Genomic DNA, 24,468 nt, shown 5'->3' with positions numbered 1-24,468 from the left:
GTTCACGTCTGCGGCCACAACACGGCCAGCACCAGCAGTGCGAACTGCACCGCTGTCAGCAGGTACTGGCGCAGCAGCAGGCGACGCATGCCGACCCAGCGCGCGTCCCAGCCCCGCAGGGGCGCCTCGGGCGACGCGCGGCGCAGGCCGCTGTCCTGCAGCAGCTGATCAGTGCGGCGCGCGGCGGCATCGCCGTCCATACGCTCATCGCGCAGCAGCTGCAGCAGGCTGGCGTCCAGCGCAACCCGCCACGCGTGGTACGTCTGGGCCACCCCTGCAGACATGCTGGCCAGCAGCAACCCTGCAGCGATCATCGCCAGGCCCGGCTCGGTGCCGAGCAGCAGCAATGCCACCAGCAGCAGCCCCAGCGACAGGCATGCCGGCCAACGCCCCTGCCGCAGCAGCAGCTGCATGGTCGCCAGATCGGGAACCGTGCTCATGCGCGCACTCCTGCCGCGTCGGTGATGGCACGCAGATGGGCCGTACCCAGCACGATGCCAGGGCGCGCAGCACGCACGATCGCCACCGCCGCGTCCGCATCGGCCGCACGACCACTGCGCAGCAGCCAGGTGGCCACGCTGGCGGCGCTGCGCGAATAGCCCAGCGCGCAGCACACCAGCAACGGTCCGTGCGCATGCAGGCGCTCGATGGCCTCGGCCGCTTCGCGCAGCTGTTCCGGTGCAGGGACCACCAGGTCCAGCATCGGCACGCTGGCATACGCGGCGCCCGGCGCGCGGCAGGACAGCTCGGCACAGGCATCGACCACGCCCACCAAGGGTGCCGGCAAGGCCGCGCAGGGAATGCGCCCCAGCCACACGCCATCCATCACCGGCACTGGCTGCGGCGCGCGCCGCGTCCACAGCCGCGAGTTGATCCAGGCTGCGCCCAGGTACGGCGCCAGCAGCCAGCGCGCGGCCATGGTCAGGCGACCATCGGCGCGCTTCTGGAACACCGCCGTACCCAGCCCGGCATAGGCCAGCGCCACCAGCAGCAACGACACCACCGGCCACAGCAGCCACAACGCGGCGCCACGCAGAAGCACCACCGGCACCAGCAATACAGCGGCCCCCAGCAGGTACAGCGCTGCCAATCGCCAACGTTTGGCATCACGCGCGGTGTGCCAGGCCCGCAACGGTGGCGTGCCCTGCTCCGGCCACAGCCAGACGCACAGCCAACCGGCCAGCAGGCCGGTCGGGATATCGATGAAATGATGCTGGAACGTGGTCAGCACCGAGACGCCGATCAGCAGCGCCCACAGATGCAGTACACCGCGCCACACCCCGTGCAGATACTGCGCGAACTTCACCCACAACACGATCAGCAGCACGATGTGCAGCGACGGCGCCTGGTTGAACGGCTTGTCGAAGCCCAGCAGCACGTCGAACAACCAGCCAAACACGCCGCCGATCTCCGGCCGTTCGAAGCTGAAGCGCAGCGGCCACAGCAGAAAACAGGTAACCGCGATGACCTGCGCACTGAACAGCCGCAGCGCATGCCGGTCCAGTTCCAGCCGTTGCCGGCACAGGAAGAACGAGATCGCGTAGAACAGGTCGATCGACCAGTACGGCACGATCGTCCACGGCACGAACGGGATGCGTGTCTCCCACGCGAACGCCATCACCGGCAGGGTGGCGTGGCGGCCGGCCATCCAGTTGGCGAAGCCATAGCTGGCGAAGAAGAACGGACCCAGCAGGGCCAGCCACAGCAGGGCGCGCCGCCAGGGGCGCCCTTCCGCGGCCAGCGGGGTTGCGGCGAGCGTCGCCATCACGCGGTCCGGCGCGCCAGCGACACGGTGAAGATGCCGAAGTCGTCGATGCGCTGCGCCACCTTCTCGAAGCCGGCGAGGCGCACCAGCTCATCCATCTCCTGCTGGGTACGGCGGCGCATCACCCACGCCGCGCCACCGCGATGGCTGGTCAAGGCGCGCGCGATGAATTCCAGCTGCGGGTGCCAGGGCTGGCCGGTGTAAGCCAGGTAGCCGCCCGCCGGCACCGTTGCGGCGATACCCTGCAGCGAGCGCAGCACGGCGTCGTTGTCGGGGAACAGTTCGTACAGGCCCGAGACCACCGCCAGTGTCGGTGCTGGATCGACCTTGGCCAGTTGCGCCGGATCGAACGCATCACCCTGCTCGAAGCAGGCGATGTCGGCCGCACCGAGGCGCTCGATCAACGCTTGGCCCTGGGTCACGTTCAGATCGCTGAAATCACGCAGCACGATACGGTCGGCGCGCTGTTCGCCCTGGCCCAGCGCTTCCAGCACATACCGGCCATGGCCGGCGGCCACGTCCAGCACACGCACCGGCGTGCCCTGCCCGCGCAGGCGCTGGGCAGCGTCGCGCAGCAGTTCCTGCAGGTGCTGGCCGCGCACGCGGATGCCACGCCAGCCGATTGCATCCAGGTAGTTGCGGTCGACCATCCGCCCCAATGGGCCCTTGCCGCGCGCCTCATTCCGGTAGATGTAGTCCAGCGTGCTACCGGAATCGAAACCGGTCCGCAGGCCCAGCGCGATGCCTTCGGACAGCGTGCCGCCGAAGCGCAGGCCGCCACGCACCACGCGCCAGCGCAGGTCGGCCAGGCTGTTGCGCTCCGGTGGCCAGGCCAGGATCTCGGATTCTTCGAAGGTTGGCCCGTGACGGTGCGCGTCGCGCCGTGACAGCTCGCGCAGCGGCTCGGCAAAACGCGCCTGGATGAAGCTGCGGATGCGCGCCAGTGCTGGTGCACGATCGCGCTCGCCCAGCGTGTCGTGGAAGAAGCCCGGCAGATGCACACGCTCCTTGATCGGGCTGGACAGGCGCTCGTAGAAGCGGTCCTGCGGGCCACGGTGCACGACGAAATCCGAGCCGGACACCAGCAGCTGCACCGGTACGCTGATCGCCTGCGCATCGGCCACGATGCGGTCGGCCGCCTCGTACAGGCCCAGCAGCACGCGCACCGAAATCGGCCGGGTGATCAGCGGGTCGGTGCGATAGCTTTCCACCCGCCCCGGGTCATGGGTCAGCCACTGCGGCTTGACGTAGCTGTTGACGAAGAAATTGCCGCGCAGCTTCTGCATCAGCGCCAGGCCCGGGCGTGCGAACGGCACGTACAGCTTCACCTTGAACGCCGGCGAAGCCATCACCAGCGCGCGCAGGCGTGGTGCGTAGTCGTGCACCCAGGTCGCGGCGACCACCGCCCCTACGCTCTGCGCGATCACCACGATGTCTTCCACCGCAATGCCGTGCTCGGCGCCGATGTGGGCGATGAAACTGTCCAGATCACGCACCAGCGCCGGGAAGCCCGGTGCATCGCCGCGTGCGCCCGGCGAACGGCCATTGCCGCGCGCGTCCCAGGCGAAGAAGGCGGTGTCGGGCAGGTCCAGCTCATCGACCAGGTGGGTGACCCGGCCGGAGTGCTCATGGCCGCGGTGCAGCAGCACGATGGCCTTGGTGGCCGGCGTTGCGGTGGTGCCCGCCCAGTACCGGTAGAACAGCGGTACCTGGTCGAAGCTGTGGAATTCCCGTTCCTGCGCCTGACGCATGCAATCTCCTGATTGTCTTTTTGTATCTGCTTGATTAATTCGGCGAAACCGCTGCTTCCCGCAGTCCCCGACGGACGCGGTTGACCATCGTCAGCACGCACAGCACCGCCATGACCGCGGCCACGCCAGTGACCGTCATCGCGCCAACCCACTCAAACGCCAGCAGCAGGCCCAGCGCACCGATCACGAACGCGCGATCGCTCTTGCCCATCGGGCCGTCATAGCGGCGGCTGGCACCGACCATCAGCCCCAGCACCCCGGCGTACTCGCTCAGGGCCGCGGTCCAGGCCAGCAGCCACAGCATCTCGGGGCGCACGCCCGGCATGCTGAGCAGGCTCAGGTACAGCGCCGCATCGGCAATCACATCGCACAGCTCGTTCAGATAGGCGCCCAGCCGCGACTGCTGGCCGAACTCGCGGGCCAGCATGCCATCCATCGCGTTGAGCGCCATGCGCAGCAGCATCCACAGCGGCAGCAGCAGGTACAGCAGGGGCTGGGCCGGCGCGCAGCACCAGACGGCGGCGGCCACCAGCAGCGAGACCACGGCAGCGGCCACGGTCACCGTATTGGCAGTGATCCCCCTGCGGTACAGACGGCGTACGGCTGGACGCAACAGGTCCTGGAAACGTCCTTTCAATGCATAGATCGACATGATCCGTACCCGCTGATCCTTGGCAGTGCGGGCACAGCCTACCCCATCGTTGGCAGATTCCGGCAACCCTGCTCTGGTCCGCAGGCCAGCCCCCGGATCGGGCCGGATCGGTGTGCCCGACCCGGCCTTGCGTCGATCGCCACGGCAAATTACCCCTTCCAGCGCCCGCCACCGGCCCCCACCGCCTACAATATCGGCCCCGCTCCGCTGCCGATTCTGTCCCATGACTGCTGATCTGTTGCCCGTCCGCCGGGCCCTCCTCTCCGTTTCCGACAAGACCGGTCTGGTCGAGCTGGCCACTGCGCTGGCGGCACGCGGCGTGGAGCTGCTGTCCACCGGCGGCACCGCCAAGGCGATCCGCGATGCGGGCCTGGCCGTGAAGGACGTGGCCGACGTCACCGGTTTCCCGGAAATGATGGACGGCCGGGTCAAGACCCTGCACCCGATGGTGCACGGCGGCCTGCTCGGCCGTTCGGGCCTGGATGATGCGGTGATGGCTGAGCACGGCATCGGCGCCATCGACCTGCTGGTGCTGAACCTGTATCCGTTCGAATCGGTCACCGCCAAGGCCGACTGCACGCTGGCCGACGCGGTCGAGAACATCGACATCGGCGGCCCGGCCATGCTGCGTTCGGCAGCCAAGAACTTCGCCCGCGTGGCAGTGGCAACCGATCCGTCGCAGTACGCCGAACTGCTGGCCTCGCTGGCGGCCAACAACGGCCAACTGTCGGCCGCCACCCGCTTCGCGTTCTCGGTGGCCGCGTTCAACCGCGTCGCCCAGTACGACGCGGCGATCAGCAACTACCTGTCGGCGGTCACCGCCACCGACGCCGCCGTGCCGGTGCGTGCCGAGTACCCGGCACAGATGAACTCCACCTTCGTGAAGGTGATGGATCTGCGCTACGGCGAGAACCCGCACCAGAGCGGCGCGTTCTACCGCGACCTGTACCCGGTGCCGGGCACGCTGGCCACCTTCCAGCAGCTGCAGGGCAAGGAACTGAGCTACAACAACCTGGCCGACGCCGATGCGGCGTGGGAATGCGTGCGCCAGTTCGATACGCCGGCCTGCGTCATCGTCAAGCACGCCAATCCGTGCGGCGTGGCGGTTGGCGCCGGCAACGGCGATGCCTACGAGCTGGCCTACGCCACCGACCCGACCAGCGCCTTCGGCGGCATCATCGCCTTCAACAAGCCGCTGGACGCCGCCACTGCAAAGGTCATCCTCGACCGCCAGTTCGTTGAGGTGCTGATTGCCCCGGATTACGAGCCGGCCGCGCTGGAATACGCACAGAAGAAGGCCAACGTGCGCGTGCTGCGCATCCCGCACGGTGATGGCCTGAACAACTTCGACAGCAAGCGCGTCGGCTCGGGCCTGCTGCTGCAGTCCTCGGACAACCGCGGCATGACCCGCGACGAACTGAAGGTGGTCAGCAAGCTGGCACCGACCGACAAGCAGTTCACCGACCTGCTGTTCGCCTGGAAGGTGGCCAAGTTCGTGAAGTCCAACGCGATTGTGTACGCCAAGGACAACCGCACGATTGGCGTGGGCGCCGGGCAGATGAGCCGCGTCTATTCCGCGCGCATCGCCGGCATCAAGGCGGCCGATGCAAACCTGGTGGTCGAGGGTTCGGTGATGGCTTCCGATGCGTTCTTCCCGTTCCGCGACGGCATCGACGCCGCTGCTGCCGCCGGCATCAAGGCGGTCATCCAGCCGGGCGGTTCGATGCGCGATGCCGAAGTGATCGCCGCCGCCGACGAACATGGCCTGGCGATGGTGTTCACCGGCGTGCGCCACTTCCGCCACTGATCCGCATCACGAAGCCGGGCTCTGCCCGGCTTATCTCTTCCGTACCCGAGAACCCTGTCCCATGAAGATCCTCGTCATCGGCTCTGGCGGCCGCGAACACGCCCTGGCATGGAAGCTGGCCCAGTCCTCCCGTGTCACCGAAGTGATCGTGGCGCCCGGCAACGCCGGCACCGCCAGCGAAGACAAGTGCCGCAACGTGGCGGTGAAAGTGACCGACATCGACGGCCTGCTGGCGCTGGCCCAGGCCGAAGGCGTGGCGCTGACCGTGGTCGGCCCGGAAGTACCGCTGGTGGCCGGCGTGGTCGACCGCTTCCGCGCCGCCGGCCTGCGCATCTTCGGGCCGACCGCCGCCGCCGCGCAGCTGGAAGGCAGCAAGGCCTACGCCAAGGACTTCCTGGCCCGCCACAACATCCCCACCGCGTTCTACGCCGTGCACACCGAGGTGGATGCCGCGCTGGCCTATGTGCGCGAGAAGGGCGCCCCGATCGTGGTCAAGGCCGATGGCCTGGCCGCCGGCAAGGGCGTGATCGTGGCGATGACCCTGGCCGAAGCCGAAGACGCGGTGCGTGACATGCTGTCGGGCAACGCCTTCGGCGATGCCGGTGCGCGCGTGGTGATCGAAGAGTTCCTCGATGGCGAGGAAGCCAGCTTCATTTCGATGGTGGACGGCGTGCACGCGCTGCCGATGGCCACTTCGCAGGACCACAAGCGCGTCGGCGACGGCGACACCGGTCCGAACACCGGCGGCATGGGCGCGTATTCGCCGGCCCCGGTGGTCACGCCGGAAGTGCATGCCCGCGTGATGCGCGACGTGGTGAACCCGACCGTGCAAGGCATGATCGCCGACGGGATCCCGTTCACCGGCTTCCTCTATGCCGGCCTGATGATCGACGCCAGCGGCGCGCCGAAGGTGATCGAGTTCAACGTGCGCTTCGGCGATCCAGAAACCCAGCCGGTGATGCTGCGCCTGCAGTCGGATCTGGTCGAACTGGTGGAAGCGGCCATCGACGGCCGCCTGGACCAGATCGACGCACAGTGGGATCCGCGGCCGTCGCTGGGCGTGGTGCTGGCGGCGAAGCCGTACCCGGAAGCGCCGATCACCGGCGACGTGATTTCCGGCCTGGATGAAGTGCCGGCCACTGCCAAGGTGTTCCACGCCGGTACGGCATTGGATGCACAGGGCCAGGTGCTCAGTGCCGGCGGCCGCGTGCTGTGCGTGGCTGCACTGGGTGACAGCGTGCGCGACGCGCAGGCGAACGCCTATGCCGGCGTGGCCAAGGTGACCTGGGCCAACGAATTCCACCGCAACGACATCGGCTGGCGCGCGATCGCACGCGAGGGGTGAGGCACACCCCCGCTTCCATGCATGGCGCGGATTGAATACCACGGTAAAGCAAAGGCCCGGCATTGCCGGGCCTTTGCTTTACAGGACTGCTTCGAGACCCTTCCGATCAATCAGGTTCAAAAGCTTCAGCGACGGCCCGCTCGGCTTCTTCTCGCCCTGTTCCCAGCTACGGACCGTCGAAACGCTGGTGTTGAGCACACCTGCGAACACCGGCTGGCTAAGTTCCAACGACGTGCGAAGTGCACGGATCTGGGCGCTGCTGTATTCGGGCACAGGCTCCAGACAAAGCGCCTCGTACATGCTCATGCGCCGCTTGTCGATGAAGCCGCTGGCGTAAAGGCCCGCCGCGCCTTCATGCACCGCATCGAGGATCGCACTCTTTGCACGTCTATGTTCAACCGTCTTTGTCATGGCAAATCTCCTGCAGTTCTCCGCAGATAACTGCCCTGTCCAACTGTGCAGGGCTCATTCTCAAGAACTCAGACGCATACAGCTGAAGGGCATCCCGTTCCGCACTACTGATGGTCGCGCGCGCGTTCTTCTCGTAGCAGAAGAGAAAGAACCAGTAGCGCCCCACCTTGGTTGCGACAATAACGCGGGCGCTACCGCGCTTTCCGCGGCCCGGCAGCGCAACTCGCTTTTTGAGAAGGCCGCCCCCTATGTCTGCATCAATCAGTCCTTGACGCATTTCCACCACCGCGCGGCACAAGGCTCTATCGGTCAGTGAAGAACGTCGTGTACTGCGGTTGAAGCTTCGGGTGCGGAAGACACGTGACATGATCATACCGTGCCACCGAGTGGTACGGCGTGAAAATCAGCGTCCAGCGCATGCTGCGGTCGGCGCAGTTGCCGCCCTGGCGTCAGGATTGATCCACGCCATGCGTGGATGCGCTCCAAAAACAAAAAGGCCCGGCATCACCGCCGGGCCTTCTTCATTCCAACGCCTTCCCGCTTACGCGGTGAACAGCGCCTTCATCTTCTTCAGCGCGTTCGCCTCAACCTGGCGGATGCGCTCGGCCGACACGCCGTACTCGTCGGCCAGCTCCTGCAGCGTCACCTTGCTGTCGGCGTCCAGCCAGCGACGGCGGATGATGTCGCGCGAGCGGGCATCCAGTTCCGCCAGGCCTTCGCGCAGCAGCTGCATCTGGTTGTCTTCGCTGTCCTCGCGCTCGTAGGCCATCGACGGGTCTTCGTCATCGGCAACCAGGAACGCAGCCGGCGACGGCGGTGCGTGTTCGTTGTCCTCGTCGGTCGGCGCATCGAAACCGATATCGCGGCCGGACAGGCGCGACTCCATTTCCATGACTTCGCGCTCGGACACGTTCAGGTCCTTGGCCACCGCGCTCACTTCCGCCGCGTTCATCCAGCCCAGGCGCGTCTTCGACTTGCGCAGGTTGAAGAACAGCTTGCGCTGCGCCTTGGTGGTGGCGACCTTCACGATGCGCCAGTTCTTCAGGATGAACTCGTGCATCTCTGCACGGATCCAGTGCACGGCGAAGGAGACCAGGCGCACGCCCATTTCCGGGTCGAAGCGCTTGACCGCCTTCATCAGGCCGATGTTGCCTTCCTGGATCAGATCGCCCAGGGCAAGGCCGTAGCCGTTGTAACCGCGGGCCACGTGCACCACGAAGCGCAGGTGCGAGTGCACCAGCTCGCGGGCGGCGTCCAGATCGTTGCCGTCGCGGAAGCGACGGGCCAGGTCCTGTTCGTCATCGACCGACAGCACCGGGATCTGGTGCACGGCACCGATGTAGGCGTCCAGCGAACCGAGCGCACTGGGAATCGGGAGATTGTTTGCCACAAGGGCAGTAGAGGTGTTCTGGCTCATAGGCACCCATCTTAGCAGTCCGGGATTTGGACTGCTAAAGGAGGAAAAAGTTCCAGCATCCTATTGATGCAACACTGGTCCCAAACAGAGCCCTACCGTAGCGCGATTTGATGACAGTGGCGAGCGCGCTTTTCGGGATTCACAATCCCTTGGAATTCAAGCAATTACCTGCCGGGAACCGGCCGATTCCGGTCAAGCGGAGCTGAACGGGCCGTTCTGGAGGCCCATTCAGGCCAGGGAACGTTGTCCGGCGTTCAGGCCCGGCCGCCAGCCGGCGCTCAGAGCACCGAGCGCGGCGGCAGCGACCAGTCGATCGGGGCCTGGCCGCGACGCTGCAGGTACTCGTTGGCCATCGAGAAATGGCGGCAGCCGAGGAAGCCACGATGGGCCGACAGCGGCGACGGATGCGGGGCCTTCAGAACGCGATGGCGACGGGTATCAATGACCTTGCCCTTCTGCTGCGCGTAGGCACCCCAGAGCATGAACACCAAGCCTTCGCGTTCGCGGTTGAGCACGTCCACCACGTGATCGGTGAAGCCCTCCCAGCCACGGCCCTGGTGTGCGCCGGCCTTGCCCTCCTCCACCGTCAGCACGGCATTGAGCAGCAGCACGCCGCGTTGCGCCCACGGGATCAGGCAGCCGTGGTCCGGGCGCGGGATACCGAGATCGCTCTCGATCTCCTTGTAGATGTTCAGCAGCGACGGCGGCACCGGCACGCCCGGCGGCACCGAGAAACTCAGGCCATGCGCCTGGCCACGGCCGTGGTACGGGTCCTGGCCGAGGATCACCACCTTCACCTGCTCGAATGGCGTGGCGTCGAATGCGGCGAAGATCTGCGGGCCGGGCGGGAATACCGCCGCGCCACTGGCCTTGCGCTGGCGCAGGAAGCCGGACAGCTCGCGCATCTGCGGCTGCAGGAGGTAATCGCCGACATGCTGCTTCCAGCTCGGTTCCAGCTGGATCGTCGGGGTGTCCGCTACTTCATCAATCATTGCACCACTTCATCGAATCAGGGGTCCATCGTTCAACCGGGCCAGGCGCAGCTGGAACAGCACCTTGGTGACCAGCAGCCGTTCTTCGATCGGCTTGAGTACCAGGTCGTTGGCGCCGGACTGCAGCAGCCCGGTCTGGTTGTGCGGGTTGCCGTCGCCGGTCATCACCAGCACCGGCAGGCGGCGCTTGCCGTAGCCGAAGTCCACGCGCACGCGCTGCACCACGTCGCGGCCGCTCAGTTCCCCCTTCAGGGTGACGTCGGTCAGCACCAGGTCGATGCGGTGGCGGCTGCGGCCCAGCGACTCGGCGGTGAGCAGGGTGAACGCCTCTTCGGCGCTGACCACGTGCAGCACGTTCAACTGCTGGCGTTCGAGCATGCGCTTGGTGGCCTCGGCCACCACGCGGCTGTCCTCGATGTAGAGGATGGTCGCGCCGGGAATGGTCTGCGGCTGCACATAGCCGCGGATGAAGGTCGCCAGCGCCTCGTGGCCCAGCGCCTTGTCGAAATAGTCGGTGACGTACTCGGTGAAGCGACGCTGCTCCAGATGCTGCTGGGCATCGCCGGACACCACGATCACCGGCACGTAGGCCTGGCCGGCCGCTTCGCGGACCATCCGCGCCAGCGCCAGGCCGTCGCCATCACGCAGGGTCAGCGAGGTGGTCACCAGGTCCACCGGGCCCTGCGCCAGCGCCTGCTGCGCATCCTCGATGCTGTCGCAGCCGATCACCTCCACGCCTGGCAGGTCGCGCTGCAGGACGTCGGCGATCAGCTTGCGGACCAGCTTCGAGCCATCGACCACCATCACCCGCGTCGCGGGCCCTTCAAGGTGCTTCAGCGCTTGCGGTTGCATGCCGGTTTCAGGTTTCGGTCGGTCGGGTCTGGCGCAGGAAGTGGCCGGTGACCAGCCACGCGCCCAGCCAGCCCAGCAGCAGCGTGCCGAGCAGGACCAGGCCACCGTGCAGCAGGTCCAGGCCGTGCAGCACGAACGGGCTGCCGTAGCTGCGCGAGAGTTCGGCCAGCGGCACGCGCAGTGCGGCACCGGCGGCGCCGATCAGCGCCAGCGCAACCGCGCCGGCGCCCAGGCCATACCACGCACCCAGGTACAGGAACGGGCGGCGGATGAAGCCATCACTGGCGCCGAGCAGCTGCAGCACGCCGATCTCTTCGCGGCGGGCCTGGATGTCCAGGCGCACGGTGTTGCCGACCACCAGCGCGGCACCGACGCCGAGCAGGACCGACAGCACCTGCACCAGCCGCGCGCCGAACGCCAGCCAGGCATCCAGGCGCTGGCGCCACAGTGCATCGTGCTGCACCAGGTCGGCCTCGGGCAGGCTCTCCAGCGCGCGTGCCAGGCGCGCGTCGTCCTTGCCCTGGCCGGGAGTGATCACCAGCAGCGAGGGCAGCGGGTTGTCATTGAGTGCGTCGATCGCCTCGCCGAGGCCGGCGTCGCGCAGTTCCTGCAGGCCCTGCTCGGGCGTGCGCACGTTCACTTCGGCCACGTCGTCGCGGTCGCGCAGCTGGCCGGCCAGGCGCAGCGCGCCGGGGCCATCGACGTTGCCCTTCAGGAACACATTGATGTCGCGCGACTGCTGCACGCTGCCGGCGAACTGCTTGAGGTTGTCCAGCGCGATCGACAGGCCCAGCGGCAGGGCCAGCGCCAGCGCCATGACCATCACCGTCAGCAGGGTCGCCCACGGTTTGCGGCAGGCACGGCCGAGGCTGAACACCACGCTGTGCGCGTGGTGCTGGAACCAGACGCCCACGCGCGAGGGGGCGGCGGCTTCGCTGTTTTCGTTCTTCGCCATGCGTTACTCCGCCAGATCCTGCGGCGAGATGTCATCCACCAGCCGGCCGTGGTCGAGGATCAGCACGCGCTTGCGCATGCGGCGCAGCAGCGGCAGGTCGTGACTGACCACCAGCACGCTGGTGCCGCGCGCGGGCAGCTCGGCGAACAGGGCCATGATCTCCGCCGCCAGGGTCGGGTCGAGGTTGCCGGTCGGCTCATCGGCCACCAGCAGCTTGGGCTCACCGACGATGGCGCGGGCGATGCCAACGCGCTGCTGCTCACCGGCCGACAGCTGCGAGGGCAGCGCCTTCTCGCGGTGGCCCAGGCCCATCCGTTCCAGCACCGAGCGCACGCGCTTGCTGATGTCGCCACGGCGGGTGCCGCGCAGGATCAGCGGCAGCGCCACGTTCTCGGCGATCGAGCGGTCCATCAGCAGGCGGTGGTCCTGGTAGACCGCACCCACCGCGCGACGGTGGCGGGGCACATCGCCGCCACGCACCTTCAGCAGGTTGCGCTCGTCGAACACCACCGCGCCACGGCTGGGCCGCTCGTCCAGATGGATCAACTTGAGCAGGGTGCTTTTGCCCGCACCGGAATGGCCGGTGACGAACAGCATCTCGCCCGGCGCGACCTCGAAGCTGACATCGGTCAGTGCCTCGTGGCCACCGGCGTACTGTTTGCTGACATTGTCGAAGCGCAGGACACTCATGCCCCGATTATGCAGGACCGGCGCGACGTCGTGGAGACGGTCACACGATCGGTAGTGCCGGCCGCTGGCCGGCAACCCACACAACTGCCGGCCAGGGTGGGTGCCGACCGTTGGTCGGCACGCCCTTGAAGCCACCCGACCAACGGTCGGGTGCTACCCGCTGATCGGCAGCGCCGATCAGCTGCCCGACAGCATCCGGCGGATCTTGCGGCCGATGCGGGTCAGGAACGAATCGCCGGTATCAGCAGCCGTGCGCACCGGCTTGGCCACCACCTGCACCGGCGTGACCGGGCTGGCGCCATTGCCGGCGGCGTTCTGCACGCCCTCGGCACCCTCGACCGGACGACCGTGGCGACGGCGGCGGCGCTTGCGCGGCTTGTGCTCGCCGTCCACCGCAGCTTCCGGTGCGCCTTCGGCACGCGGGGGGCGCGGCGGACGCGGGGCCTGGGCAGCGGCGCCTTCGGCACCGGCGGCCGGCGCGGCAGCGCCCTGCTCGCCTTCCGCGCGTGGCTTGCGCGGGCCACGCGAACGGCGTTCGCCGCTGCGCTCACCGTCACGGCCACCACGGCCACCACCACCACCGCCGGAACGGCCGCCACTGCGGCCACCGCCCCGACGCTCTTCCTCGGCGGCACGGGCTTCGCGCGCTTCGCGGAAGATCTGGCCGACGCTTTCATTGTCCTCGCCTTCCTCGCCTGCAGCCGGAGCCGGGCGTTCCGGGCGCGGCAGCGGGGTCAACAGTTCCTTGGTGACCGGCTCGGACGGAATCTTCTGCTCGATGTAGGCCTCGATGTCCGGCAGGCCCATGGCATAGCGTTCGCAGGCGAAGCTGATCGCGTCGCCCTCTTCACCCAGGCGCGCGGTGCGGCCGATGCGATGCACGTAGTCTTCGGCGTCGAACGGCAGGTCGTAGTTGTAGACGTACTTGATGCCGTCGATGTGCAGGCCGCGCGCAGCCACGTCGGTGGCCACCAGGATTTCCAGCTGGCCCTTCTGGAAGCGGTTGAGCAGGCTCTCGCGCTTCTTCTGCGGCACGTCGCCGGACAGCACGCCGACACGGTAGCCGGCCTTTTCCAGCGAACGCGCCACGCGCTCGACGAACACCTTGGTGTTGACGAAGACCATGGTGCGCGCGCCTTCGCTGCGCGAAAGCAGGCCCAGCAGCAGCGGGATCTTCTCATCGTCGGCCGGGAAGTAGATGCGCTGGCGCACGCGCGCGGCGGTGATGGTCTCGGCTTCGACCACCAGCTTCTGCGGCTCGTTCATGTGCTCGTAGGCCAGCTCCAGCACGCGGTGGCTGAGGGTGGCACTGAACAGCAGGGTCTGGCGGGTGGTGCGCTCCGGCATGCGGCGCAGCAGGAAGCGGATGTCCTTGATGAAGCCCAGGTCGAACATGCGGTCGGCTTCGTCCAGCACGCAGATCTCGCAGGCGTGCAGCGACACCACCTTGTGCTGCTTGACGTAGTCGATCAGGCGGCCCGGGGTGGCGATGATCACGTCCACGCCCTGCTGCAGCAGCTCGCGCTGCTTGTCGTAATCCACGCCGCCATAGACCAGGGCGAAGCGCAGGCCCAGGTCGGAACCGAACTTCACCGCATCCTTGTGGATCTGGATGGCCAGCTCGCGGGTCGGGGCGAGGATCAGCGCGCGCGGATCTTCCGGCTTGCGATCGGCCAGCGCCGGACGCGTCAGCAGGCGGTTCACGACAGCGACCAGGAAGGCCAGGGTCTTGCCGGTGCCGGTCTGGGCCTGGCCGGCAACATCACCGCCGGGCAGCGCGACCGGCAGGGTCAGCGCCTGGATCGGGGTGCAGCGGGTGAATCCGGCTCCTTCAAGGCCGGCCTGCAGGGCCGGGTGCAGCTCGAAGGAGGAAAAGGTCAAATCGGTCAGCGGTTTGTCGCTCATGAGTCCGTCTTGGTATGGCCGCCGGCCCGTGGGGCGGCTGGCACTTCATCGTCTAGGGGCACCGTCGCAAACTGCGGCCCCTGCGGCGGGTTGGCAGGCTGGGACCACCCGGTCCGCGCGCCGCACAATGGCCCAGTTTAACGCACTCGGGCCGGCAAACCGGAATGCCCCGTCTCACCGGATGGAGAGACGGCGCGCCTTCATCCAGCCACACGGGACTTGAACGACCCCGCCGGTCCCGCTGGTGTCGCCCGCTGCCACCCCCATCTTCGGGAAGACAGTGAAATCCGACACATACCGGGCTTCGAAGCGATCACGATACGCTGGGTTCCAGCCGGCGCCTGTCCCCGCCCTGCGATAGGGGTACACTGCCGGCCGTGAGCGTCCAGGCATCCCGCCGAACGCACCGCGGCAGTGCGCCGCGAGGCAACGACGAGGGTCGCGCCACCGGGCATGGCCCAGTTCACCCACCTCCGGCATGGCCGGGTGCAATCCAAGACGAGAAACCAAGATGAGCGACAAGGTTGTACATGTCGGCGACGCCGACTTTGATAGCGCAGTGCTGAATTCCAAGGAACCGGTGCTGGTCGATTTCTGGGCCGAATGGTGTGGCCCGTGCAAGATGATCGCCCCGGCGCTGGACGAACTGGCCGATGCCTACCAGGGCCGCGCCAAGATCGCCAAGGTCAACGTCGACCACAATCGTGCGCTGGCCGCCAAGTACCACGTGCGTTCGATCCCGTACCTGGTCGTGTTCAAGGACGGCGAGAAGGTCGGCGAGCAGATCGGTGCGGTGGGCAAGGCCCAGCTGGCCGGCCTGCTGGACAAGGCCCTGGCCTGATCCTGCTGTTTTCCGGCAGCCGCCACCCGCGGCTGCCGGCGGACGCCCTGCGTCCATGATGAATGCTGTTCCCGGCAGCCCTTGCACGGCGCCGCAGGCCGATGATAGTGTCGGCACATCCGGCCGCGTTCGCGTGCCGCACCCTCTGGACGCAGTTTCTTCCAGACCCATTCCCAACGTTCGCCGCCCCAGCCGGGCGCTCGCACCTTCAAGCGAGGAATAACGCTCTTGTCCGATAACACTTCCGAAACCGGCAGCGCCGATGCGCCCGCCGAAAAGCGCGTGCGCAAGCCCCGCGTGAGCAAGGCCGCCGCCCCGGCAGCCGCCGAAACCAGCGCCGCTCCGGCGCAGCCGACCCTGCCGCTGGCCGCCGCGCCCGAGGCACCGGCCCCCGCCCCCGCACCGAGCGCGCCCGCCGCCGAGGCCCCTGCCAGCAGTGGCGGTGGCGAAGGTGGTGAGGGTCGCGAATCCGGCCAGCCGCGGCAGCAGAACCACCAGGGCGGTGGCCAGAACCAGGGCCAGAACCCGTACAACCAGAACGGCCAGCAGGGCCAGGGAGGCCAGGGCAACCGCCGTGACCGCTTCCGCAACCGCCGCGACCGTGACCGTGACCGCAACAACAACCGCTTCCGCGACGACGGCATGCCCAACGACGGCGGCGAGCAGCAGCCCTTCGTGCCGCGTCCGCACGCCAACGTACCGGAAGGCTTCCCGGTCTATTCGCTGAGCGACCTCAAGCGCATGCCGGCACAGAAGCTGTTGGAAATCGCCGAGCAGCTGCAGATCTCCGAAGGCGTGGCACGCGCCCGCAAGCAGGATGTGATCTTCGCCCTGCTGAAGGTACTGACCCGCCACGGTGACGGCGTCGCCGCCGACGGCGTGCTGGAAATCCTGCCGGACGGCTTCGGCTTCCTGCGCGCGGCCGAAGCCAGCTACCTGGCCGGCCCGGACGACACCTATATCTCGCCCAGCCAGATCCGCCGCTTCAACCTGCGCACCGGCGACCATATCTCCGGCCGCATCCGCTTCCCGAAGGACGGCGAGCGCTACTTCGCGCTGAACATCGTCGACACCATCAACGGCGAGCCGATCGAAGCGTCGAAGAACAAGGTGCTGTTCGAGAACCTGACCGCCCTGTTCCCGCGCCGCCGCTTCACCCTGGAGCGCGGCAACGGTTCGTCGGAAGACATCACCGGCCGCATCCTCGACCTGATGGCGCCGCAGGGCAAGGGCCAGCGCTCGCTCATCGTGTCGCAGCCGAAGGCCGGCAAGACCATGATGATGCAGCAGGTCGCCACCGCCATCACCACCAACCACCCGGACGTGCACCTGATCGTGCTGCTGATCGACGAGCGCCCGGAAGAAGTGACCGAAATGCAGCGCACCGTGCGCGGCGAGGTCATCAGCTCGACCTTCGACGAACCGGCCGCGCGCCACGTGCAGGTGGCCGAAATGGTCATCGAGCGCGCCAAGCGCCTGGTCGAGCACAAGAAGGACGTGGTGATCCTGCTCGACTCGATCACCCGCCTGGCCCGCGCCTACAACAACGTGGTGCCGAGCTCGGGCAAGGTGCTGACCGGTGGCGTGGACGCCAACGCCCTGCACCGCCCGAAGCGCTTCTTCGGTGCCGCGCGCAACGTGGAAGAAGGCGGCAGCCTGACCATCATCGCCACCGCGCTGGTCGACACCGGCTCGAAGATGGACGAGGTGATCTACGAAGAGTTCAAGGGCACCGGCAACAGCGAAGTGCACCTGAGCCGTCGTATCGCTGAAAAGCGCGTGTTCCCGGCCATCGACATCAACCGTTCGGGTACCCGCCGCGAAGACCTGCTGATCGAACCGGAACTGCTGCAGAAGATCTGGATCCTGCGCAAGCTGCTGCATCCGATGGATGAAATGGCGGCGATGGAGTTCCTGCTGGACAAGATGAAGAACACCAAGTCCAACGACGAGTTCTTCGGTTCGATGAAGCGCTGAGCCACGGCATTGCATCGAAAAGAACCTGCCGCTCGCTGCGGCAGGTTTTTTTTCACCTGCAGGGCGACCCACTTCACTTCACAGCCGCCCGGTTTTGGCGATAATCCGCCCGATGCCCTGCCCGGCCCCGAGGGCCTGGCCACCGATTCCCGCTGTCGCCCCTTCCGGAGAACCGGTCGGGTCCAGCCTCCTGCCGGATCCGTCGACGCATGCGAACGCTGTCTCCCCGCCTCAACCTGGGCAAGCTGATCCTCGCCCTGGCCCTGCTCAGCGCCATCATCGCGCTGGCCAACACCCTGCTGGCCAGCTACCGGGTGCAGCGCGACCAGCTGGTCGGCAACACCCTGGAGGCCAACCGCGTCTACGCCACCAAACTGGCCGAAACGACCCAGAACTTCCTGCTGGCTGCCCAGCAGGAACTGGCCTACGCCGCCACGCGGCTCGGCCAGGGCAACCTCGACCCGGCACAGGCCCAGGACGAAGCCAGCCGCCTGCAGCTGCAGACCAACAGCTTCAACTCTTCGCTGGTGGTGGATGCCGACGGCCTGGTGATCGCCACCTCGCCGCAGACCCTGCAGCTGCAGGGCGAAGTGCTGCACAGCGTCGGCAACAATGCCGCGCTGGCCGCGCGCCAGCCGATGATCAGCGACCCGTACCAGTCGGCCACCGGCAAGCTGCTGGTCTCGCTGTCGCACCCGATCTTCGATCGCCAGGGCCACTACCGTGGTTACGTCAGCGGCACCCTGTACCTGCGCCAGCGCAGCGCACTGCACACGCTGCTGGGCAAGCACTACTACCGTGATGGTTCCTACCTGTACGTGGTCGATCGCCATGGCCGCCTGCTGTACCACGCCGATGGCAAGCGGGTGGGCGACTACGTGGTCGGCAACCCCGCAGTAAAGGCCGTGGTGCGCGGCGAGCGTGGCGCGCAGCAGGTGCGCAACAACCTGGGCGTGTCGATGCTGGCCGGCTATGCGCCGGTGGCGGCCACCGGCTGGGGCATCATCGCCCAGCGCCCGACCGAGGCCACGCTGCAGCCGCTGTCGCGGTTGATGACTGCGGTAATCTGGAACGCAATCCCGCTGGGCCTGCTGTCGCTGCTGATCACCTGGTGGTTCGCCCGTCGCATCTCGATGCCGCTGTGGCAGCTCGCACGCAACGTGCAGGGCGGCGAAGACACCGGCAATGCGATCAGCCACGTCAGCGGCATCCGCGCGTGGTACTTCGAGGTCGCCCAGCTCAAGCAGGCGGTACTGCACAGCTTCAATGCACTGCAGGACCGCATCGGCACGCTCAACCGCGCCAGCCGCACCGATCCGCTGACCAGTCTTCTCAACCGCCGCGGCCTGCAGCAGGCGCTGGATGCCCTGCAGGTACAGGGCATCCCGTTCGCGATCCTGGCGCTGGACATCGATCGCTTCAAATCGATCAATGACAACCACGGCCATGACGTCGGCGACGCTGCCATCGTCCACATCGCCAACCAGATGCGCCGCTACTCGCGCGACAGCGACATCCTCTGCCGCGCCGGCGGCGAGGAGTTCCTGCTGCTGTTGCCGGGCATCAGCGCCGAGTCAGCGCGACAGGCTGGCGAGCGTCTGCGCCAGCACATTGCCGACCATCCGTTTGAACCGGTCGGCACCATCACCGTCTCGCTGGGCGTGGCCCACTTCCCCAGCTTCCATGTCGATGCCGAGCAGGCGCTGCGGCTGGCCGACAAGGCGCTGTACCTGGCCAAGGAACAGGGCCGCAACCGAGTGGTGGTCTACCCCTACGCCGATTGACGCGAAGCCGGGCTGGCCGGCTCCGCAGTGACCGTCAGCCCTGCTCCAGCGGCGTCAGCAGGCGCAGGCCGCGCTTGGCGCCGTCGACCATGTAGATGCCGCCCTCGGGCAGCAGGTCGCTGCCGTTTTCCGCCGCGTCACCGGTCACCCACGGTGCGCGCTGCTTCGGTCCTGGAATGAAGGCGCGCCAGCGGCCATAGCGCTCGGCAGCGGCATTGCGATCATCCGAGAACGCATAGTTGACCGGCACGCGTACCGACCAGAATTCCCGTGTGACGTCCTTCCCGCTGCTTGGAGGAATGAAGGTCCACTTGCGGGCGGTATTGATGCTGGCCTTGGCCAGCACATCGCGCAGCTTGGCCATGGTCCGCTCCGGCCCCGCCACGGTCATGTTGACCTGCTCGGCGATGACGTCGGCCACCGTGCCATCACGGGCGACCTTGATGATCAGGATCACATCGCCCTGACCACCGATCCTCATTGCCTCGTCCGGATAGCGCGGCGGCGCCAGGCGCTCTGCGGTCACCGAATCGGTGGCCTTTGGATCGTACTCGCTGAAATCCACGCTGGTCATGCTGACTTCGTAGTCGCCCTTGCCCGTGGACTTGCCACGCAGACGCACCCGAAACGGTGCCTGTGCGGCGACGGCCTTGCCATCGACCCGCGTCGGCTCGAAACGCCAAGGGCGAATGGTGCGTTCAACAAACGCGGCAACACCCGGGCTGATGTTTGCCTTCTGATCGAGCACCAGAGCGCTGACTGCGCCTTCTGCCGTGACCTCGATCTTTCCGGTCAGTGTCATGCTCAATTCGGTGGTGGCACGCACCGCGCGCGTGGTCTGCGCGTTGGCATCGCCGGCTAACAGCGGAGCGCCGGCACCGACGGCCAACGCGAGAGCGAGGAACAATGGGGAACGCATCATTGCCGGATCCTTGGTGATGAAGGGCGAGAGTACCTCAGTCCCAACACCCATGACAGCTGGCTCACGCCAACCGGTGCGCGCCAGCATAGGGCGGCGTGTCCGGATAGTCACCTCGGGCGAAGCGTTCCTGCAGGCCCTGCCACCAGCCCGGGTCGAACAGGTGCCGGTAGTGCTCGCGCACCGCTGCCAGCTCTGCAGCGGGCAGGCCCATGAACGGGCCGAAGCGCTCGGGAAACACGTCGCGCGGACCGACATGGAACCATGGCTCGTCGGACATCGCTTCCTCCGGCGTACGCGGCTGCGGCCAGGCGCGGAAGACGCAGTCGCTGACCAGACACAGCTCGTCGTAGTCGTAGAACACGGCCCGGCCGTGCCGTGATACGCCGAAATTCTTCGGCAGCATGTCACCGGGGAAGATGTTGTTGCGCGCCATGTCGGTGATCGCCTGCGCATAGTCGAGCACCGCCGCCCGCACCGCCTCCGCGCCCTGCTCGCGCAGGTACAGATTCAAGGGACGAAAACGACGCTGCACATAGCACAGTGCGACTTCGACCTCATCGCCATCGATGCGTACGCTCTGCGCGCACTGCTGCAGCAGTTCATCCAGCAAGGCCGGCGCGAAGCGCTGGCGCGGGAAGCGCAGATGACGATAGGGCTGCGCATCGAGCAGGCGGCCGACACGATCGAGGTTGAACACCAGCGCGTACTTCTCTTCCACCTGCTGTCGCGACATCGCCTTGGGCCACGCGAAACGGTCGCGGATCAGCTTGAACACCAGCGGGTAACTGGGCAGGGTGAACACCGCCATGACCATGCCCGGCGTGCCCTCTGCATGCACCAGCCGCTCCTGCGGGTGCTCGTTGAAATGACGGAAGAAGGTGCGGTAGCGCTCGGTCTTGCCCTGCTTGGCGCGGCCCAGCACGGTGTATATCTCATCGATGGGCTTGCCCGGCAGCAGACTGCGCAGGAACACCACCGCATCACCGACCGTGGCCAGGTTGGCCTGGAAATAGCTGCGTGACACGCCGAACAGGTGGGCCACGTCCCGGCGCCGGGTCAGCACCGCATCGGCGCGCAGGCCACGCTCGTCGTTCACCAGGGCAATCACGCACGGCGAGAACCGGTGCTCGCCGAACACGCGGCCAACCAGGTAAGCGCGGCGCTCGCGGTAGAACACCGTGTCGAGCAGCTCGATGCTGCGTACCGGCGTATCGCCCCAGTGGGCCAGGTCATCCTGCAGGCGCACCGCGATGGCCGCGGCACAGCGCAGCTGGTGCGCATAGGGGATATCGAAGCGATAGTCGGCCAGCACCCGCTGCAGCGCCTCCACCGGCCGCGTCGGCGAAACCGCGTAGGTATGCCGCGCCACCGGGTGGGTGATGGCATCGGAGGGTTCGACATCGAAGGCGATGAACTCCAGCGCCGGGTCCACGCCCCGGGTGGCAAACAGGCGCCGCGACAACGTGTTGTAGAAGGTCTTGTACAGCTCGGCGTCGATCAGGCCCTGCAGCAGCGCGCTATAGCGGGCGTGCACCCGCAACCACAGCACGCGCTCGCCGATCGCGTCACCGGCAAGGCGGCGCAGCGCATCCATCTGCTCGGCGATGCACAGGTCGTACAGGGCGATGCGCTCGACCGCATCCTGTCGCGCACCGGCCCAGTTGCGCTGCTCGAAGCGCTGCCGCGCCCGCGCGGTGATCGCCGCAAAGCGGGCGTGGTACTGCTCGAAACCATCGCGGATGGCTACCGCGATGCGCGGTGCCAGCTCGGCAGCGATGTCAGGCCTGGACATGCATGGCTCACCCGGAAGGACCGGCTTCACCATACGCTGGCGTGTGCGATGCCGTCGAGCGCGAAGGTAGTGCCGGCCGCTGGCCGGCAGCACCTGGACCGTCGATGGATCGATGCAGATGCCGGCCAGCAGCCGGCACTACTGGCTCAGATCGCCAGTTCGGCTTCCACGTCCTGCACCTTGCGCCGCGCCAATGCCAGGTTGGACCTGGTACGGTCCAGCACGATGTAGAAGAACAGGCCCTTCTTCTTCGCCACCGGGCGCATGATGTGGTACGCCTTGCCCAGCGAGATCAGGATGTCCTCGATGCTGTCGTTGAGGTTCAGCGATGCGGCGGTCTTCATCTTGGCACGGATCACTTCGGTGTTGCCGGCGGCGGCCACTTCCATGTCCATGCCGGCACCGGCTTCGCCCAGCAGCATGCCGCTTTCATAGTCAACCAGCGCCACTGCCTGCGCGCCGTCGATGCCCATCAGTGCGTTCAACGATTCATTCAGTCCAGCCACGTCGCACCCCTTGTCGATGTTGGTTCGAGCCCCTCGTTCCCCTGCGGCCGGGCTCACGATCCGCCGAGTTCGGCCAGGATCGCCTGGCCACATTCCCTGCTCTGCCACAGCACCTGGCCGATCACGCTGCGCTGGTCGCAGGCCGCCATCAGCAGCAACGGCACGCGCCCCTCGGCCTGGATCGCCAGCATCAGCACCTTGCCGCCCGCGGCCTCCAGCATCAGCGTCTGCAGATCCCCAAGCACAAGTTCGCGCCCGACCGCTGCAGCCAGCGCCAGCATCGCGCTGGTCATCGCTGCCAGGCGTTCACCGCGCCCTTCGGCACCGGCACTGACCAGGGCGAAGCCATCCACACTGGCCAGCACCACCGTGCGTATGCCTTCCACCCGCTGCTGCAGGTCTCGCAGCAAGGGCTGCAGGCGCTCACGCTGGCCGGCGTCGGGCAGTAGCGCCACCTGCCCGTCAGCCATGCGCGGCCACCAGTGCGTGCGCTTCCATCTCGCCCATCAATACATCCATCAGCAGCAATCCCTGTTCGCGGTCGCGGGTATCCACGGCCAGTAGCGGCAGCGGCTGGTCATCAAGGCAGGCACGGGCGGCCCAGTCGTCCAGCGCGGCGTGCGGTGCCTGGTCGAGATGGGTGACGGCCACCACCAGCGCCAATGACGATGCGAACGGCCGCAACACCTGCAGATAATCCTCCAGTTCGGCAACCACGCCCGCGCGCCGCGCATCCAGCAGCAGCACGGCGCCGCGGGCGCCCTGCAGCAGGATCGGCCAGAGGAAATCGAAACGCTGCTGTCCCGGCGTGCCATACAGGCGCAGCCGCTCGCCATTGGGCAGGTCGATATCCGCATAGTCCAGGGCGACCGTGGTGGAGGCCTTGTCGGCACCGAGGCGGTCGCTGTTGGCCACGTCGGTGTCGACCACCGCGCCGGCCGCGATGCTGCGCACCAGGGTCGACTTGCCACTGCCCATGCCGCCCAGCACCACCACCTTGTGCTCACGCATTGCGCTCGCTCCCACGCAGGTGACGCCACAGGCGGGCGAGCAGGCCGTTGTCAGCGCCGGCAGCGCGTTCCGCCAGCGGTACCGCCGGTGCTGCCTGCAGCTGCGCGTAACCGCACAGGTAAGCGGCATGGATGAAATCGCGCACGGCCGCAGGCGGCAGATCAAGCAACATCGCGCACTCGTCCACCGTGCACGCGCGCTTGAGCAGCAGCGAGCACAGGCGGAAGCCATCATGGTCATGGCCCAGCACACGGAAATCGGGCCAGCGCAGCAGCTTTACCGAAGCACCGCGCAGGCGTTCGTCCAGTGCCTGCCAATGGCGGCTACGTTGCGCCCATTGCCACAGCAGCGGCCGCAGTGGCTGGCGTGGCCGCTCGCCGGCCAGGCCATGCAGGCGTGCGGGTGTCAGCGCATCCAGCTGCAGGCGTTCGAAGGCATCGGCCAAACGCTCCACCAGGGCCGTAGCCGGTTCCTGCAGCAGCACGGCCTGGTCATGCTCAAGGTCCATCAGCAGCAGTGGCTCGCCCGCATCACTCAGCAGTGCCTGGCCCTGTCGCAGCGGCAGCCGCTCGCGCAGCAGACGGGTGATGGCATGCGCACCATCAGCCAGGCGGATCGGTGCGGGTGCGTGCATGGCCAAGGGCTCCACTGCCAACTGCATGCGGCGCAGCGCGCGACCGATGGCACTGTCATCAAGCACGTCCTGGTGCCCGTCGCCATCACGCAGCTGGCCGCCGATGTCTTCGATCCAGCACTGCAGTCGCGGACGCTGCTGGCGCATGCGCTGGGCCGCGTTGCGCAGCGCCGGCGTATCGCGGATGACCAGCAGGTCGCAATCGTCCAGGTCCTGGCTGCGGCGGATCTGGCCGTCCGGCAGGGCCGATGCCACGCGCAGCCGCTGCAGCAGGGCCTGCTCGCCCTGGATGTCGGTTCCCACTACCAGCACGCGTGCCATCCGTGTTCCCCGTGCGGCCACCTCCCCGGTGGCCTCGCGTCGCCAAGGCTAGGGCATCGCCAGCGGCAGCCGTCGTGATCGACTGCTCAGATCGAGGGCGGTTGCAGACGGTGTCCGATCAGTTCTGCGACGGCCATC

The 24,468-nt window shown here is 67.3% G+C and carries 23 protein-coding genes; 5 read left to right on the top strand and 18 right to left on the bottom strand.

All coding sequences use genetic code 11. From position 1 onward, the window contains the following. Nucleotides 1-2: 2 nt before the first annotated feature. Genes AC5P9L_RS03670 through AC5P9L_RS03655 form a run of 4 tightly spaced genes read right to left on the bottom strand, consistent with a single transcriptional unit; the run spans nt 3 to nt 4,168 of the window. Complete coding sequence (locus AC5P9L_RS03670; protein WP_005411261.1) at nt 3-440, bottom strand: hypothetical protein; 438 nt, start codon at nt 438-440, stop codon at nt 3-5. Then, nucleotides 437-1,765, bottom strand: a complete 1,329-nt coding sequence (locus AC5P9L_RS03665) for a phosphatase PAP2/dual specificity phosphatase family protein (protein WP_133050255.1) — start codon at nt 1,763-1,765, stop codon at nt 437-439. The genes AC5P9L_RS03670 and AC5P9L_RS03665 overlap by 4 nt, the downstream gene beginning before the upstream one ends. Then, on the bottom strand, nt 1,765-3,516 hold the full coding sequence (locus AC5P9L_RS03660; protein WP_012481414.1) for a bifunctional alpha/beta hydrolase/class I SAM-dependent methyltransferase: 1,752 nt from the start codon (nt 3,514-3,516) through the stop codon (nt 1,765-1,767). The genes AC5P9L_RS03665 and AC5P9L_RS03660 overlap by 1 nt, the downstream gene beginning before the upstream one ends. Nucleotides 3,517-3,550: 34 nt before the next feature. After that, nucleotides 3,551-4,168, bottom strand: a complete 618-nt coding sequence (locus AC5P9L_RS03655; protein ID WP_227415285.1) for a CDP-alcohol phosphatidyltransferase family protein — start codon at nt 4,166-4,168, stop codon at nt 3,551-3,553. A 223-nt stretch (nt 4,169-4,391) separates the two neighbouring features. Between AC5P9L_RS03655 and purH the strand changes: the two genes are divergently transcribed. Both purH and purD read left to right on the top strand, forming a co-directional pair. Then, nucleotides 4,392-5,975: a bifunctional phosphoribosylaminoimidazolecarboxamide formyltransferase/IMP cyclohydrolase gene (purH, locus tag AC5P9L_RS03650; protein ID WP_043034540.1), complete on the top strand. Its 1,584-nt coding sequence runs from the start codon at nt 4,392-4,394 to the stop codon at nt 5,973-5,975. Between the two features lie 61 nt (nt 5,976-6,036). Continuing rightward, nucleotides 6,037-7,320, top strand: coding sequence for a phosphoribosylamine--glycine ligase (purD, locus tag AC5P9L_RS03645; protein ID WP_227415286.1), 1,284 nt, complete (start codon nt 6,037-6,039; stop codon nt 7,318-7,320). A 78-nt stretch (nt 7,321-7,398) separates the two neighbouring features. On the opposite strand, the gene AC5P9L_RS03640 is transcribed toward purD, so the two are convergent. From AC5P9L_RS03640 to rhlB, 8 genes are all read right to left on the bottom strand, one after another. After that, nucleotides 7,399-7,731 carry a helix-turn-helix domain-containing protein gene (locus tag AC5P9L_RS03640; protein WP_005414661.1) on the bottom strand — a complete coding sequence of 111 codons (333 nt, stop codon included), beginning with the start codon at nt 7,729-7,731 and terminating at the stop codon, nt 7,399-7,401. Continuing rightward, nucleotides 7,715-8,098, bottom strand: a complete 384-nt coding sequence (locus AC5P9L_RS03635; protein ID WP_033834072.1) for a type II toxin-antitoxin system RelE/ParE family toxin — start codon at nt 8,096-8,098, stop codon at nt 7,715-7,717. Before AC5P9L_RS03635 ends, AC5P9L_RS03640 begins: the two co-directional genes overlap by 17 nt. 174 nt (nt 8,099-8,272) lie before the next feature. Further along, nucleotides 8,273-9,148 (bottom strand): RNA polymerase sigma factor RpoH, encoded by an 876-nt coding sequence (gene rpoH, locus AC5P9L_RS03630; protein ID WP_111174144.1) that lies wholly within the window; start codon nt 9,146-9,148, stop codon nt 8,273-8,275. 278 nt (nt 9,149-9,426) lie between these two features. Beyond that, entirely contained in the window at nt 9,427-10,140 is a 714-nt protein-coding gene (gene ung / locus AC5P9L_RS03625) for a uracil-DNA glycosylase (RefSeq protein ID WP_005414662.1), read from the bottom strand. A gap of 9 nt (nt 10,141-10,149) precedes the next feature. Further along, nucleotides 10,150-10,992, bottom strand: a complete 843-nt coding sequence (locus AC5P9L_RS03620) for a response regulator (RefSeq protein ID WP_005411271.1) — start codon at nt 10,990-10,992, stop codon at nt 10,150-10,152. Nucleotides 10,993-10,999: 7 nt separating this feature from the next. Further along, nucleotides 11,000-11,947 carry a permease-like cell division protein FtsX gene (gene ftsX / locus AC5P9L_RS03615; protein WP_227415287.1) on the bottom strand — a complete coding sequence of 316 codons (948 nt, stop codon included), beginning with the start codon at nt 11,945-11,947 and terminating at the stop codon, nt 11,000-11,002. A gap of 3 nt (nt 11,948-11,950) precedes the next feature. Beyond that, nucleotides 11,951-12,637, bottom strand: coding sequence for a cell division ATP-binding protein FtsE (ftsE, locus tag AC5P9L_RS03610; RefSeq protein ID WP_005411273.1), 687 nt, complete (start codon nt 12,635-12,637; stop codon nt 11,951-11,953). A 177-nt stretch (nt 12,638-12,814) separates the two neighbouring features. Continuing rightward, a complete protein-coding gene (gene rhlB / locus AC5P9L_RS03605) occupies nt 12,815-14,542 on the bottom strand; it encodes an ATP-dependent RNA helicase RhlB (protein WP_049395352.1) in 1,728 nt (575 codons plus the stop codon). Nucleotides 14,543-15,053: 511 nt separating this feature from the next. On the opposite strand from rhlB, the gene trxA reads away from it, so the two are divergent. The 3 genes from trxA (at nt 15,054) to AC5P9L_RS03590 (ending at nt 19,144) form a co-directional block, all read left to right on the top strand. Next, a complete protein-coding gene (gene trxA / locus AC5P9L_RS03600) occupies nt 15,054-15,383 on the top strand; it encodes a thioredoxin (RefSeq protein WP_005411275.1) in 330 nt (109 codons plus the stop codon). A gap of 228 nt (nt 15,384-15,611) precedes the next feature. After that, nucleotides 15,612-17,360, top strand: coding sequence for a transcription termination factor Rho (gene rho / locus AC5P9L_RS03595; RefSeq protein WP_049395351.1), 1,749 nt, complete (start codon nt 15,612-15,614; stop codon nt 17,358-17,360). A gap of 209 nt (nt 17,361-17,569) precedes the next feature. Then, the gene (locus tag AC5P9L_RS03590; RefSeq protein ID WP_005411277.1) at nt 17,570-19,144 is read left to right on the top strand and encodes a sensor domain-containing diguanylate cyclase; all 1,575 of its coding nucleotides are present in this window, start codon (nt 17,570-17,572) and stop codon (nt 19,142-19,144) included. A gap of 34 nt (nt 19,145-19,178) precedes the next feature. On the opposite strand, the gene AC5P9L_RS03585 is transcribed toward AC5P9L_RS03590, so the two are convergent. The 6 genes from AC5P9L_RS03585 to AC5P9L_RS03560 form a co-directional block, all read right to left on the bottom strand. Continuing rightward, nucleotides 19,179-20,066 (bottom strand): energy transducer TonB, encoded by an 888-nt coding sequence (locus tag AC5P9L_RS03585; protein WP_043034296.1) that lies wholly within the window; start codon nt 20,064-20,066, stop codon nt 19,179-19,181. 61 nt (nt 20,067-20,127) lie between these two features. Next, nucleotides 20,128-21,858, bottom strand: a complete 1,731-nt coding sequence (aceK, locus tag AC5P9L_RS03580) for a bifunctional isocitrate dehydrogenase kinase/phosphatase (protein WP_049395367.1) — start codon at nt 21,856-21,858, stop codon at nt 20,128-20,130. A gap of 146 nt (nt 21,859-22,004) precedes the next feature. Then, nucleotides 22,005-22,364: a hypothetical protein gene (locus AC5P9L_RS03575; RefSeq protein WP_005411280.1), complete on the bottom strand. Its 360-nt coding sequence runs from the start codon at nt 22,362-22,364 to the stop codon at nt 22,005-22,007. Nucleotides 22,365-22,417: 53 nt separating this feature from the next. Then, on the bottom strand, nt 22,418-22,834 hold the full coding sequence (locus AC5P9L_RS03570; RefSeq protein WP_005411281.1) for a roadblock/LC7 domain-containing protein: 417 nt from the start codon (nt 22,832-22,834) through the stop codon (nt 22,418-22,420). After that, entirely contained in the window at nt 22,827-23,375 is a 549-nt protein-coding gene (locus AC5P9L_RS03565; RefSeq protein ID WP_005411282.1) for a GTP-binding protein, read from the bottom strand. Before AC5P9L_RS03565 ends, AC5P9L_RS03570 begins: the two co-directional genes overlap by 8 nt. Then, nucleotides 23,368-24,330 (bottom strand): hypothetical protein, encoded by a 963-nt coding sequence (locus tag AC5P9L_RS03560; protein ID WP_024957688.1) that lies wholly within the window; start codon nt 24,328-24,330, stop codon nt 23,368-23,370. The genes AC5P9L_RS03565 and AC5P9L_RS03560 overlap by 8 nt, the downstream gene beginning before the upstream one ends. Between the last annotated feature and the right edge of the window lie 138 nt (nt 24,331-24,468).

The organism is Stenotrophomonas sp. YJH_SMC_64 (assembly GCF_059371375.1).
The sequence above is the reverse complement of the archived record's forward strand: the minus strand, read 5'-3'. Positions and strand labels throughout refer to the sequence as shown.